13 protein-coding genes are annotated in these 13,835 nt (G+C 71.4%); 1 reads left to right on the forward strand and 12 read right to left on the reverse strand.

The features are described from left to right. Positions 1–16: 16 nt before the first annotated feature. The 9 genes from lepB (OG521_10915) to OG521_10955 form a co-directional block, all read right to left on the reverse strand. Entirely contained in the window at positions 17–916 is a 900-nt protein-coding gene (gene lepB, locus OG521_10915; GenBank protein ID WUW26642.1) for a signal peptidase I, read from the reverse strand. Beyond that, complete coding sequence (lepB, locus tag OG521_10920; GenBank protein ID WUW21269.1) at positions 813–1,895, reverse strand: signal peptidase I; 1,083 nt, start codon at positions 1,893–1,895, stop codon at positions 813–815. The genes lepB (OG521_10915) and lepB (OG521_10920) overlap by 104 nt, the downstream gene beginning before the upstream one ends. Beyond that, a complete protein-coding gene (gene lepB, locus OG521_10925) occupies positions 1,888–2,658 on the reverse strand; it encodes a signal peptidase I (GenBank protein WUW21270.1) in 771 nt (256 codons plus the stop codon). Before lepB (OG521_10925) ends, lepB (OG521_10920) begins: the two co-directional genes overlap by 8 nt. 45 nt (positions 2,659–2,703) lie before the next feature. Further along, positions 2,704–3,054 carry a 50S ribosomal protein L19 gene (gene rplS / locus OG521_10930; protein ID WUW21271.1) on the reverse strand — a complete coding sequence of 117 codons (351 nt, stop codon included), beginning with the start codon at positions 3,052–3,054 and terminating at the stop codon, positions 2,704–2,706. Between the two features lie 126 nt (positions 3,055–3,180). Then, positions 3,181–4,002 carry a tRNA (guanosine(37)-N1)-methyltransferase TrmD gene (gene trmD / locus OG521_10935; protein WUW21272.1) on the reverse strand — a complete coding sequence of 274 codons (822 nt, stop codon included), beginning with the start codon at positions 4,000–4,002 and terminating at the stop codon, positions 3,181–3,183. Continuing rightward, positions 4,002–4,598, reverse strand: coding sequence for a ribosome maturation factor RimM (rimM, locus tag OG521_10940; GenBank protein ID WUW21273.1), 597 nt, complete (start codon positions 4,596–4,598; stop codon positions 4,002–4,004). Before rimM ends, trmD begins: the two co-directional genes overlap by 1 nt. A gap of 79 nt (positions 4,599–4,677) precedes the next feature. Next, the gene (locus tag OG521_10945) at positions 4,678–4,917 is read right to left on the reverse strand and encodes an RNA-binding protein (GenBank protein WUW21274.1); all 240 of its coding nucleotides are present in this window, start codon (positions 4,915–4,917) and stop codon (positions 4,678–4,680) included. Between the two features lie 2 nt (positions 4,918–4,919). Further along, positions 4,920–5,363, reverse strand: a complete 444-nt coding sequence (gene rpsP, locus OG521_10950; protein ID WUW21275.1) for a 30S ribosomal protein S16 — start codon at positions 5,361–5,363, stop codon at positions 4,920–4,922. Positions 5,364–5,520: 157 nt separating this feature from the next. Beyond that, positions 5,521–6,114 carry a hypothetical protein gene (locus OG521_10955; GenBank protein WUW21276.1) on the reverse strand — a complete coding sequence of 198 codons (594 nt, stop codon included), beginning with the start codon at positions 6,112–6,114 and terminating at the stop codon, positions 5,521–5,523. A 582-nt stretch (positions 6,115–6,696) separates the two neighbouring features. On the opposite strand from OG521_10955, the gene OG521_10960 reads away from it, so the two are divergent. Continuing rightward, the gene (locus tag OG521_10960) at positions 6,697–7,536 is read left to right on the forward strand and encodes a class I SAM-dependent methyltransferase (protein ID WUW21277.1); all 840 of its coding nucleotides are present in this window, start codon (positions 6,697–6,699) and stop codon (positions 7,534–7,536) included. A gap of 63 nt (positions 7,537–7,599) precedes the next feature. On the opposite strand, the gene ftsH is transcribed toward OG521_10960, so the two are convergent. The 3 genes from ftsH to OG521_10975 form a co-directional block, all read right to left on the reverse strand. Next, positions 7,600–9,516: an ATP-dependent zinc metalloprotease FtsH gene (gene ftsH, locus OG521_10965; GenBank protein ID WUW21278.1), complete on the reverse strand. Its 1,917-nt coding sequence runs from the start codon at positions 9,514–9,516 to the stop codon at positions 7,600–7,602. Positions 9,517–9,688: 172 nt separating this feature from the next. Continuing rightward, entirely contained in the window at positions 9,689–11,242 is a 1,554-nt protein-coding gene (ffh, locus tag OG521_10970; protein WUW21279.1) for a signal recognition particle protein, read from the reverse strand. Between the two features lie 131 nt (positions 11,243–11,373). Beyond that, positions 11,374–13,827, reverse strand: coding sequence for a [protein-PII] uridylyltransferase (locus OG521_10975; protein WUW21280.1), 2,454 nt, complete (start codon positions 13,825–13,827; stop codon positions 11,374–11,376). Positions 13,828–13,835: the final 8 nt, after the last annotated feature.

The following is a 13,835-nucleotide window of genomic DNA, read 5'->3' on the forward strand; positions in this document are numbered from 1 at the left end:
GATCCGAGTCGGCACCCTACCCGGCGGTACGCCCGCCGGTCAGCCTCCGCCGGCGCCAGAACACGAGGGGCAGCGCTCCGGCTACACCGAGTGCTCCCGGAGCCAGGCCCATCGCGGCGTTGATCCCCGGCTGGTCGAACGTCTTGGGGACCGGCAGTGTCGCCCAGCGGTTGACCGGCCACGCGATGACCACGGCCCGGCCGACCACCTCGTCGTTGGAGACGGTGCCGCCGCCCGGCAGCTCCTGGTGGTAGCGGGAGTCGAGGGAGTTCTGGCGGTGGTCGCCCATCACCCAGATACGGCCCTTGGGCACCTTGATCGGTCCGAACGGCTCGTCGTTGCAGGCGGTGTTGCCCTCGAAGATGAACGACTTGTCGTCCAGCGCCTTGCCGTTGACCGTGACCGGTCCGTTCTTCTTGCACTGCACCGTGTCACCGCCGACCGCGATGACGCGCTTGATCAGGTCCTTCTCCTCGGCCGACGGCATCAGCCCGATGAAGCTCAGGAACTTCTGCACCACGTTCGGGTCGGGTGCCTGAGTGTCCTCCAGCCAGCCGCCCGGGTCGTGGAAGACGACCACTTCGCCGCGCTCGGGCTCGGAGCCGAACCACGGCGTCAGCTTGTCGACCAGCACCCGGTCGCCCCGCTGGAGCGTGTTCTGCATCGAGTCCGACGGGATCGAGAACGCCTGCACCAGGAATGTCTTGATCAGCAGCGCGAGAATGAGCGCGATGCCGATGAGCAGGGGCAGTTCCTTCCAGAAGGAGCGGGGCTTCTTCTGTGCCGTACTGCCACTGCCCGGGGAGCCGCCGTCACTCTCCGTCGAGTCCGCCGTCGTGCCGGCGGGCTCGGCATTCCCCACAGTGTCCGGCCGGTCCTCGGGTTCGTCGTGTCCGGATCGCGCGCCGACCGCCAAATCCCCCACATCCACTCCTTATTCCGTGCCACCGCCTGCGCCCTAGCCGGTGCAGGCCCACCACTCCCATAACGAGCGGGAGTTCCGCAGGGGTCGGGAGCCGGATCATTCCGTTGGGATCCTGGGACACACTATTCGACGGTCCGGGGGCGGCAGCCGTCCCGGCGCGCGCGTCCGGGACCGAGGAGAACGCCGAACGTTCCTCCAGCCGGCTCCAGTGTCCGAAGGGCCAGGCGATCACCACAGCCCGTCCCACTACCGCGTCTTCGGAAACCGTGCCGTCGGCCGTCTTGTCCAGATGGAACCGCGAATCAGCGGAATTGGAACGATGGTCCCCCATGACGAAGATTCGCCCGGCCGGAACCTTTACCTCGAATTTGATCGTGGAGGGCGAATCGCCGGGATAGATGTACGGCTCGTCGACGGCCACCCCGTTGACGATGAGCCGGCCGTCCTTCTCGCAGCACTTCACCGTGTCGCCGCCGACGGCGACCACGCGCTTGATCAGGTCCTGCTCGTCGTCCGACGGCAGCAGCCCGATGAAGGTCAGTGCTTCCTTCACCTGCTTGATGACCACCGGTGAGTCCGACCCGCCGGCATCCACCGGATTGGGCGGCGGCCAGTCCGAGGGGTTCTTGAACACGACGACGTCGCCGCGCTGCGGCCTGGAGCCGAACCAGGGCGTCAGCTTGTCCACGAGGACCCGGTCACCGATCCGGATGGTCTGTTCCATGGACCCAGACGGGATCACGAAGGCCTGCACCAGGAAGGTCTTGAGGACCAGGGCGATCAGCAGCGCCACGGTGATCAGGACGGGGATCTCCTTCACCGCCGACCTGCGCCGCCGCCGCTTGACCTTGCGCGCGAGCTTGCGCCGCTCCGCCCGGGTGGGCAGCGAGCGCGCGGCCGTCGGCCGGGTGCCGGTGGGCAGCGGAATCGCGGGATCCGCGGCGCCGTGGCCGCGCCCCCGGTTACCCATGGGTGGCGCCCGGCGCCGGTATGCCGTCGAAGGCCCCGGTGCCCGGCACCGACCCCAGCCTGCCGAGGGGCCAGCCGAGCCAGTCGGCCCGGCCGATCACCTTGTCGACGGGCACCATGCCGCCGCCCGGTTCGCCCAGGTGGTCGCGGGAGTCGCGGGAGTTGGAGCGGTGGTCACCCATCATCCACAGCGTGCCGTCGGGGACGACGATGTCGAAGGGGACCCGGGACGGCACGTCGCCCGCGAACAGGTAGTCCTCGTCCACCGGCAGGCCGTTCACCTCGACCCTCCCGCGTTTGTCGCAGCAGACCACCCGGTCACCCCCCACGCCCACCACCCGCTTCACGAAGTCGGTCTCGGCGGGCTCCGCGAGCCCCAGGGAAGCCGCCGCTCCGTGCAGCAGCCCGGTGACGGGGTTCTCCGGCGGGCTCTCCTGGACGAAGGAGCCGGTGCCGTCGAAGACCACCACGTCGCCGCGCTGGGGTACGGAGCCGAAACGGTACGCCAATTTGTTGACGAGCACCCGGTCCCCGACCTGCAGCGTGGACTCCATCGAGCCACTCGGGATCAGGAAGGGCTGCACCACGAAGTTGCTGAAGAGCAGCACGGCGGCCGCGCAGACGGCACCGAGCGCCAGCGTGCGCCGCCATGACATCGAGGTGGCGAACCGGCTCGGGATACGCGAGAAGCGCGACCCCTCCTCCGGACCCGTAGCGGGTGCGGAGGAGCGGTCGCGCTCCATGTGCTGTGGTTCCGTGTCCATCGGGGCCAGAGCTTATCCGGCCGTCCTGTGGACCAGGGAATCAGCTCAGCGGTCGCGCTTCTCCTTGATCTTCGCGGCCTTGCCGCGCAGCTCACGGAGGAAGTACAGCTTGGCGCGACGCACGTCACCGCGGGTGACGACCTCGATCTTCTCGAAGATCGGGCTGTGCACCGGGAAGGTGCGCTCGACGCCGACCTGGAAGGAGACCTTGCGGACCGTGAAGGTCTCGCTGATGCCCGCGCCCTGGCGGCGGATGACAATGCCCTTGAACTGCTGGATACGGGAGCGGTTGCCCTCGATCACGCGGACGTGGACGTTGACGGTGTCGCCGGGGCGGAACGCCGGGACGTCGGTACGCAGCGATGCGGCGTTGACGTCATCGAGCAGGGAAGCCATGGTGTCTGCTTTCTTCGCCGATGCCACAGGTCATCGACGGGAGAGTGATGAGTTCGGGGTGCTGATCGCGTCGGACGGGCGTCGTTCCCCCTGTGGCAGGGGCGCACGCGGACGTACAGCAGCGGCCTATTCTTCCACGGCCTGGGGCCTGCGCCAAAATCGGCCGCCGGGCTCCGGGGACCAGCCCAGGATGGAGAGCATCTCGCGGTCCTTCTTGTCGAAGGCCGCCGCCTCGCAGCGCTCGATCAGATCGGGCCGGTTGAGCGCGGTGCGGCGGAAGGCCTCGTCCCGGCGCCAGCGTGCGATCCGGCCGTGGTGGCCGCTGAGCAGCACGTCAGGAATGCCCCGGCCGCGCCACTCGGGCGGCTTGGTGTAGACGGGGCCCTCCAGGAGGTTGGCCATCGCGCCGGGGGCGAAGGAGTCGTCCCGGTGCGACTCGGCGTTGCCGAGCACGCCGGGCAGCAGCCGTGCCACCGCCTCCGTGATCACCAGCACCGCGGCCTCGCCGCCGGCGAGCACGTAGTCGCCGATGGACACCTCGACGACCGGCATCCGGGTGGCGTACTCCTCCGTCACCCGCCGGTCGATGCCCTCGTAGCGGGCCGGGGTGAAGATCAGCCAGGGCCGCTCGGACAGCTCGACGGCGAGCTCCTGGGTGAACGGCCGGCCGCTCGGCGTGGGCACCACGAGCACCGGGGAGTGCGCCCCGGACTCGTATCCGTCGGCCAGGGCCTCGTCCAGCGCGTCGCCCCACGGCTCGGTCTTCATGACCATGCCGGGACCGCCGCCGTAGGGGGTGTCGTCGACCGTGTTGTGGCGGTCGTACGTCCACTCCCGCAGATCGTGCACATGCACGCCGAGGCGGCCGCGGGCGCGGGCCTTGCCGACGAGCGAGACGTTCAGCGGTTCCAGGTACTCGGGGAAGATCGTGACGACGTCGAGGCGCATCAGGCGTCTTTCCCGGCTTCGTCGGAGCCGTCCCGCGCGGAACCGGCGGCGGCCTCCTCGTCGCGCGTGGACACCACGACCGCCTGGCTCTCGTCGATCAGACCCGGCGGCGGGTTGATCACCGCGCGCTGCTCCTCCAGGTCGATCTCGGTGACGATCTCCTCGACGAACGGGATCATCACCTCGGTGCCGTCGGGACGCTCCACGATGAAGAGGTCCTGGGACGGCAGATGTGTGATCTCGGTGATCCGGCCGATCTCGGTGCCGTCGGCGAGCACCACGTCGAGGTCCATCAGCTGATGGTCGTAGAACTCCTCGGGGTCCTCCGGGAGCTCCGCCGGGTCGACGTCGGCGATCAGCAGCGTGTTGCGCAGCGCCTCGGCGGCCGTACGGTCGCGTACGCCCTCGAAGCGCAGCAGCAGCCTGCCGCTGTGCACCCGGCCGGTCTCGATCGTCAGCGGCCCGGTCGAGGCCGGCTCGGTGGCCAGTACGGCACCGGGCCCGAGCCGGAGCTCCGGCTCGTCCGTGCGCACCTCGACGGTGACCTCGCCCTTGATGCCGTGGGCGCGACCGATCCGCGCGACTACCAACTGCACCTTGTGTCTCTCCTGTCGTACGACGACGGGCCGGGGCGGGCGCATGGCCCTCCCCGGCCCGTGCCGGTGTTCAACTCTGTCAGCGAACCTGATCCACATCGACGAGGTCGACGCGGATACCACGGCCGCCGATGGCGCCCACGACGGTGCGCAGCGCGCGTGCGGTGCGGCCGTTGCGACCGATCACCTTGCCGAGGTCATCGGGGTGGACCCGAACCTCGAGCACGCGACCACGACGCAGGTTGCGCGAGGCGACCTGCACGTCGTCGGGGTTGTCGACGATGCCTTTCACGAGGTGCTCGAGAGCCTCCTCGAGCATGCTCAGGCCTCGGTCGACTCGGCGGGCGCAGCTGCGTCAGCAGCGTCGTCCGCCTTCTTGTCGGCCTTCTTCGCCTTCTGCGTGATGGCCTCGCCCTTGGACTCCTCGCCGGCGTCCTTGGTGAGGGCCTCGAACAGGGCGCGCTTGTCAGCCTTGGGCTCCGGCTGCAGCAGCGGCGCGGGGGCCGGGAGGCCCTTGTGCGCCTGCCAGTCACCGGTGAGCTTCAGGATCGCGAGGACCGGCTCGGTCGGCTGGGCGCCGACGGACAGCCAGTACTGCGCGCGCTCTGCGTTGACCTCGATGCGCGAGGGGTTCTGCACCGGGTGGTACAGGCCGATCTCCTCGATGGCCCGGCCGTCACGGCGGGTACGGGAGTCGGCGACGACGATGCGGTAGTGAGGCGAACGGATCTTGCCCAGACGCTTCAGCTTGATCTTGACTGCCACGGAAGTGGTGTCTCCTGGTCTATGACGTGGTTGGGCACAACAAGATGCCACGTGGGGTTGCGGTACTCGGAGTGCCCGATGGACGCGTCAGCCGGAGGAGAGAGGGGTCCTATGCGACTGTCGAGTACAGCTAGCCATTGTGCCACACCACATCGCCTCACCCCACCGCGACCACTGCCTCCGGGATCCGGAACGGCTTTCCGCAGCCGCCGCAGACGATCGGGGCCTGTGCGAGGACCGAGGGGACCACGCGGACGTTGCGACCGCAGTCACAGACGGCCTTGACCCGCACGCCCCCTCCGGAGGAGCCGTGCCGGGCGGCGGGGCCGCGGAACGAGCGCTTGGTGTCGGCGGCGGTGGCGACGGTGTGCGCCTTGAGGGCGCGCTGGAGCCGTTCCATCGTCGGCCGGTACCGGCGTTTGGCCTCGGGGTTGAGCGTGACCAGGGAGAAGCCACTGCTGGGGTGGGGTTCCTCGGCGTGATCGAGGCCCAGCTCCTCGGCGATCGCGAGGAATCGACGGTTGTGGTAGCGGCCGGCGCGCGAGGTGTCTCGGACACCTCGGGCGGCGGCGATGCCGTGGACTGCCTCGTGGAGCAGTCGCTCGAAGGAGAGTTCGGCGCCACAGGCGGACGAGGACTCTCCGATCAGGGACTCGGGCGCGGCAAGATCGGGCAGCTCGGGGTGGTACCGCTGAATGTCGGCCCACGCCTGTGCCAGCTCTGCGGCAAGTACAGGTGGTGTCGTGCTCACGTCGTGACCAACGAGCGCGGGGCCCTCGGTGTTCCGATTCCGGGCCATCCCAAATATTTTGCACGTACCAGTCAGTTGCCGTTCATGCGTCCTGACGAGGGCGGGTGCGCTGATCTGCGGAGAAGTCTCACAGCTCACACCAAGGTGGTACGTAGCGCCGTGTACGCCCGGGCGCGTAGACGGGCCGTACGCCCCCGTCGGCCGGGCGGGCCCGGGTGCCCGGAGGTGCTGTGGGCGGGGGCGCGGACACCGACACTACCGGGCGGCATCCCGCACCCCCGCGCACACCCCGCGCGACCCGGGCCGGAGCGCTCGACGTGCCCGCCCCGGCCCGCCGGGTGAGACTGGGACCCCGGTGCGGGGCACGGAACCTCCGGGCACCCGTGTTCCGCGGGTGTTCCGGTCCCCGCGCGCATCGCCGGGCGCCACCGCGGGCAACCATTTGCCCGTAGACCCCTGGACGCGGCGGCGGATGCGCAGTTCTCTGGCATACGGGGGAAGCGCGCACGACCACGGGGAAACCGTCCATTCAGGCACGACCGACCGGCATGACCGGCATCTCGGCGGATTGGGGCGCATTCCATGACACCAACGCTCGTCCGGCACCACAGGCAGGCGGAGCCTTCCGCCCCCGTGGACACCGGTTCCCGTGCCCGTGACTGGGCCGAGATCCAGGAGCGGATGCTCGCACCGCTGTACGAGGCGGTGTACAGGCGGCTCGAAGTGGGCCCCGCCACGCGGATGCTCTCGCTCGGCTGCGGCTCCGGGCTCGCACTGCTGATCGCGGCAGGCCGCGGAGCGCGCGTCACCGGAGTCGACGCCGACCCGGAGCGTCTCGCGCTCGCGCGGGTCCGGCTGCTGCCCGGCCCGGAGGGCGAGGGCGGGCCTGCCGCCGCCGAGCCGCAGCTCCTGGAGTCCCTGCCGGCGACCGCGGCCGCCGGAAGCTCCTGCAACCTGATCACCGCGTTCACCCCGATCGGCTGCTCGGCCGGCGACGGGGACGAACTGGTGCGGGCGCTCGGTGCCGCGGTGCCCATGGCGGGCCGGGGCAGCACCGTCGTCCTGACCGGCTGGGGACCGCCCGAGCGGTGTGCCACCGACGCGGTGCTCCAGGTGGCGACCCGGCTCGCGGAGGGACCTGACGTACCCAGGGGAGCCCGGCGGGACGATCTGGAGAACGTGGCGTTCCGGTCCGGGCTGAATCCGGACGGCTCGGGACGGGTGGCCTGCCCGTTCGGCTACGCGGACCTGGACAGCGCGGTACGCGGTCTGCTGTCGACCCGGCTCTTCGACGCGGCGGTACGGGCGACCGACCGCTCCCAGGTGGAGAAGGAGGTCGCGGAGGCCCTGCATCCGCATCTGCGCCGGGACGGCACGGTCTGGATGCCCAACGTGTTCCGCTATCTCGTCTGCACGACGTAGGCCCCGCCGGGCCGGCCGGCGGGGACCGGCCCCGTACCGGGCGGCGGAAGCGGGCCGCGGGCGCTACTTGGCCAGCCGGGTGATGCCCGCCGCCCGGTAGGCGTCCGCCTCGTCCAGCGTCTCGTTCGCCAGCAGCGCCGTGGCCAGCGAGTCCAGCCGGTCCCGGTTCTCGCGCAGCAGCCGGCACGCCTCCTCGTAGCACTCGTCGACGATCCGGCGCATCTCGTCGTCCACCGCGTCCAGCGTCGCGGGCGCGGCCGACAGACCGTACGCCTGCTGGGCGTCGCCCGGGATCGCCGTCAGGCGTCCCACCCGGTGGCTCATGCCCCAGCGGCCCACCATCCCCCGGGCCAGACTCGTGACCTGCTCCAGGTCGCTCTCCGCGCCGGTCGTGATGACGCCGAACACCACCTGCTCGGCGGCCATGCCGCCGAGCGCTCCGGTGATCCGGCCGCGCAGGTACTCCTCGGTGTACGCGTACTTGTCCGCGTCCGGCGTCGAGAGCGTGACGCCCAGCGCCCGGCCCCGCGGCACGATGGTGACCTTGCGGACCGGGTCGGCGCCCGGCTGGAGCATCCCCAGCAGCGCGTGCCCGCTCTCGTGGAACGCGGTCCTGCGGCGCTCCTCGTCCGACATCACGAGCGAGCGCTCCGCGCCGAGCTGGACCTTCTCCAGGGCGTCCGAGAAGTCGGCCCCGTCGACCTCCGGCTGCCCCCGCTTCACGGCGAGCAGCGCGGCCTCGTTGGCGAGGTTGGCGAGATCGGCGCCGGTCATCCCGGGAGTCGTGCGGGCCACCTGGGCCAGGTCCACGTCACCGGCCATCGGGATCTGCCGGGTGTGGATCTCCAGGATGGCCTCCCGGCCGTTCTTGTCCGGCGGGCTGACCTGGACGATCCGGTCGAAGCGGCCGGGCCGGGTGAGCGCCGGGTCGAGGACGTCGGCGCGGTTGGTGGCGGCGAGGACGATCACGCCCTCCGAACCGGAGAAGCCGTCCATCTCGGTGAGGATCTGGTTGAGCGTCTGTTCGCGCTCGTCGTGGCCGCCCATGCCGGAGCCGCCGCCGCGGGCCCGCCCGATGGTGTCGATCTCGTCGATGAACACGATGGCGGGGGCGACCTTGCGCGCCTCGGCGAAGAGTTCGCGGACCCGGCCGGCGCCGACCCCGACGATCATCTCGATGAACTCGGAGGCCGAGGCGGAGAAGAACGGCACCCCCGCCTCTCCCGCGACCGCCCGCGCCAGCAGCGTCTTGCCGGTGCCGGGAGGGCCCGCGAGGAGCACTCCCCCGGGCATCCGGGCACCCATCCTCCGGTAGGCGTCCGGGTTCTTCAGGAAGTCGACGACGTCGTTGAGCTCGCCCTCGACCTCGTCGATGCCGGCCACGTCCTTGAAGGTCGTGCGCCGGCTCCCCTCCAGCTCGACCGGCTTGGGCGGCGCCTTGCGGCCGAAGCCGCCCATGCCGCCGCCCATGCCCCCGCGGGACATCCGGCGGGCGATGAACACCCAGAGCAGGACCAGCAGCAGCATCGGGGCGAGCGAGATCAGCAGGTTGGCGAGGAAGCTGCGCTCCTTGACGACGGGTTCGGCGGTGACCGTGACGTCGTCCTTGACCAGTTCCGCCCAGAGGTTGTCGTCGGCGAAGGCGGGCCGCTGCGTGACGAACTTGGTGTACTTGTCGTCCTTGCCCGGGACCTTCGCCTCCTTCTTCAGCTGCCCCTGGATGGCATCGCCCTTGGAGTAGATCTTGGAGACGTTGCCCGAGGTGACCTGCTTGCTGAACTCCGTGTACGCGATCGTCGGCTCTTCGTCCCCGTTGAAGAAGGAGAGCACCAGGTTGGCGATCAGATAGACCGCCAGGGCGGTCAGCAGGAGTCCGCCCCAGCCTCCCGGCATCTTCCGGCCCGGCGGCGGGGGCGGCGGTGCGCCTTCGGACCGCCAGGGCTGGTCGGTGCGGTCGCGGGGAGGTACGGGACTGGTCACACGCTCTCCTCTGCCGACTGCCGTTGAGCCGACATTAAGGGAGAAAGGCGGGCGAAGCCCTCGGAGGAGCGGCCTGCTGGGCCCATGGAGGGACCCGCCGCCCCGCACGCCGGAGGGGGCGCCCGCCGTGAAGCGGGCGCCCCCTCCGGGACGTACGGCCGAAGACCGTCGGTCAGCCCATGAACTTCTTGAACTCGTCCGGCAGCTCGAAGTTCTTGTCCTCCTGGCCGGCCGGCAGTCCGAGTGCGCCGCCCTGGGCCGCCTGCTCGCGGCGGGCCGCCGCGGCCTGCTCGTCGGCCTTGCGCTTCATCGGGTTACCGCTCTTGCGCTTGCCCTTGGCCTGCTTGACCTGCTTCTTCTGCCGGCCGGGGCCGCCGCCCATGCCCGGCATCCCGGGCATCCCCGGCATGCCGCCGCCCTGCGCCATCTTCGACATCATCTTGCGGGCGTCGAAGAACCGCTCGACCAGGTTCTTCACGGCGCTGACGTCGACACCGGAACCCTTGGCGATACGGGCCCGGCGCGAGCCGTTGATGATCGTCGGCTCGGCGCGCTCCTTCGGGGTCATCGACTTGATGATCGCGGCGGTGCGGTCGACGTCACGCTCGTCGATGTTGTTGATCTGGTCCTTGATCTGCCCCATGCCGGGCAGCATCCCGAGCAGCTTGGAGATGGAGCCCATCTTCCGGACCTGCTCCATCTGGGCCAGGAAGTCGTCGAGCGTGAAGTCCTTCCCGCCCTTGCTGGACGCCAGCTTGGAGGCCATTTGAGCGGCCTCTTCCTGGCTGAAGGTCTTCTCCGCCTGCTCGATCAGGGTGAGCAGGTCACCCATGTCGAGGATGCGGGACGCCATGCGGTCGGGGTGGAAGGCGTCGAAGTCCTCGAGCTTCTCACCGTTCGACGCGAACATGATCTGCTTGCCCGTGACGTGGGCGATCGACAGGGCAGCACCACCACGGGCGTCGCCGTCGAGCTTGGAGAGCACCACGCCGTCGAAGCCGACGCCGTCGCGGAAGGCCTCCGCGGTGTTGACCGCGTCCTGGCCGATCATCGCGTCGACGACGAAGAGGATCTCGTCGGGGCTGACGGCGTCGCGGATGTCCGCGGCCTGCCGCATCAGCTCCTGGTCGATGCCGAGGCGGCCGGCGGTGTCGACGACGACGATGTCGAACTGCTTGGACCGGGCGAACTCGATCGAGTCCTTGGCGACCTTGACCGGGTCGCCGACGCCGTTGCCGGGCTCCGGCGCGTACACGGCGACGCCCGCGCGCTCGGCGACGACGCTCAGCTGGTTCACGGCGTTGGGGCGCTGGAGGTCACAGGCGACGAGCAGCGGGGAGTGGCCCTGGCCCTTGAGCCAGACGCCGAGCTTTCCGGCGAGGGTCGTCTTGCCTGCACCCTGGAGGCCGGCGAGCATGATCACGGTGGGCGCGGTCTTCGCGAACCGCAGCCGCCGGGTCTCGCCACCGAGGATGGAGACGAGCTCCTCGTTGACGATCTTGATCATCTGCTGTGCGGGGTTCAGCGCCTGGGAGACCTCGACGCCGCGCGCCCGCTCCTTGACGTTGGCGATGAAGGACCGGACGACGGGGAGCGCGACATCGGCTTCCAGCAGGGCGATACGGATCTCGCGAGCCGTGGCGTCGATGTCCGCCTCGGACAAGCGGCCCTTGCCCCTGAGGTTCTTGAAAGTCGCGGCAAGGCGGTCGGAGAGAGTATCGAACACGGCGCTCGTCGGTCCTCAGGGTCGGGGGCGGGGTCGGGTAGTCGTCCCCCAGGGTATCCGGACGCCGGGGAACGCAAAGCCCTCGCCCGGTATACGTGACGGACGAGGGCCTTTTCGCGTGGCCGCACGGCTCAGCCGAGCGCCTTCTCGACCTCCCGGGCCAGCTCGGCCGCCCGCTCGGCGGGCAGTGGCTCGCCGTCCGCGTCGGTGACGTAGAAGGCGTCCACCGCGTTCGCCCCCAGCGTCGACACATGCGCGCTGCGGACCCGTACCGCGCTCTGTTCCAGCGCCCGGCCGATCCGGTGCAGCAGCCCCGGGGCGTCCTGGGCGCGTACCTCGATCACCGTGGCCAGCTGGGAGCCGGCCGCGGCGACCGTCACCCTCGGCGGCGGGGCCTTCACCCCGCGGCGGCGCGGATAGGCGGCCTCGCGCTCGGCGAGACGGGCCCGGATGTCCAGGGATCCGTCGAGCGCCCGGACGAGGTCGGCGCGCAGCCGGGCGGCCTGGGGCAGGGAGCCGTACTCCGCGGCGACCCGCCAGCTGAGCAGCAGCAGGTCGGCCCGCTCGCCCAGCTCGGTGGGGAGCTCCACGGCCCGCAGGTCGGCGGCGCGGACGGTGAGCCGGTGCAGGGCCAGCACCCCGGCGGCGGCCGGGAGCACCCCGGGCCGGTCGGGGAGGGCGATGAGGAGTTCGACGCCGACGGGCTCGGTGGCGCCCTCCTCGACCGGGGTCTCCGTCTGGGGGTGCAGGGCGAGGACCGGTTCGCCGGTGCGCAGGGCCTCGACGGCCAGGCGTTCCTGCTCGGCGCTGGGCGCCGCCTCCTCGGGCTCCTCGGGTGCCTCGCCGGCCAGGAGCGCCGCGACCCGCTTGACCAGGTCGGTGACGAGGGAGGCGCGCCAGGTGGACCAGGCGGCGGGCCCGGTGGCGAGGGCGTCGGCCTCGGTGAGGGCGTGCAGGAGCTCCAGCGTGGAGGCGGTGCCGACCGAGGTGGCGACGGAGCGGACGGTCGCCGGGTCGTCGAGGTCGCGGCGGGTGGCGGTCTCGATGAGCAGCAGGTGGTGGCGTACGAGGGTGGCGATGACGCCCACGTCGTGCTGGTCGAAGCCGATCCGGGCGGCCATGTCGCGGGCGATGACCTCACCGGCGACGGAGTGGTCGCCGGGCCAGCCCTTGCCGATGTCGTGCAGCAGCGCGGCGACGAGCAGGAGGTCGGGGCGGCCGACGCGGCGGGTGAGGGTGGAGGCGCGGACGGCCGCCTCGACGAGGTGCCGGTCGACGGTCCAGGTGTGGACGGGGTTGCGCTGGGGCCGGCAGTGGACGCGTTCCCAGTCGGGCAGCAGCCGGGTGATCAGCCCTTCGGCCTCCAGTGCCTCCCAGACGGGGACGGTGGCCTCGCCCGCGCCGAGGAGGGTGACGAGTTCCTCCCGGGCCTCGGACGGCCAGGGCACCGGCAGCGGTTTGGCGGAGGTCGCGAGGTGGCGTACGACGTGCCGGGAGAGCGGGAGTTCGGACTGGGCGGCCGCCGCGGCGGCGCGCAGGACGAGGACCGGGTCGCGTTCCGGGCGGGCGGTGCGGGCGAGCACGACCTCGCCGTCGGCCTCGACGACGCCGTCGGCGAGTGGGGTCCGGTCGGTGGCGGGGGGCCTGCCGCCGCCCAGCATGGCGCGCAGCCGGGGGCGGACCGAGCGGGCCCGCAGCACCCGGTTGACCTCGCGCCAGGTGACGTCGGTGGCGTACGAGACGGTGCGGGCGGCCTCGTAGACCTGGCGCAGCAGCGCGTCGGCGTCCAGCAGGCCGAGGGCGGTGGCGACCTGGTCCTGTTCCTGGAGGGCGAGGCGGTCGGTGGCGCGGCCGGTGGTGAGGTGCAGGGCGTCGCGGGCGTCGAGGAGGACGCGGCGGGCCTCGGCGAGTCCCTCGCGGGGGGCGTCGGCGACCCAGGAGGCGGCGACGGCCCGCAGCGCGGTGGCGTCGCGCAGTCCGCCGCGGGCCTCCTTGAGGTCGGGTTCCAGGAGGAACTGGAGCTCGCCCTGGCGCTCGGCCCGTTCGCGGCAGAGCTCGTCGAGTGCGGGCAGCCGCTTGGGGGCCTGGTTGCGCCAGTCGGCGAGGATCGCGGTGCGCAGCGAGGCGACGAGGCCGAGGTCCCCGGCGACGGGCCGGGCGTCGAGCAGGCCGAGCTGGACCTTGAGGTCCTCGCCGGCCGTCTTGCGGGCTTCGGCCGGGGTGCGTACGGAGTGGTCCAGGGCCAGGCCCAGGTCCCAGACGGGGTACCAGATGCGGTCGGCGAGTGCGGCCACCGCTCCGGCGTCGGCGCTGCCGTCGTGCAGGAGCAGGAGGTCGAGGTCGCTGCGCGGGGAGAGTTCGCCGCGGCCGTAGCCGCCGACGGCGACGAGTGCGGCGCCGCGGACCCCCGCGTGTTCGGCCGCCGCGGCGAAGAGGGCGGTCAGCCACTCGTCGGTGAGGGCGGCGAGGGCCGCACGGCGCGGCGGCCCGGACTGCGCCTTCTCCTGGAGAAGGCGCAGCCGGGCCGCCGCGTAGCCGCTGGGTCCCGATTCCTCGGATTCGGTGGTCACTTCGGTGCTCGTCACCCAGCTGC

The organism is Streptomyces sp. NBC_01463 (assembly GCA_036227345.1).
Classification (GTDB): domain Bacteria; phylum Actinomycetota; class Actinomycetes; order Streptomycetales; family Streptomycetaceae; genus Streptomyces.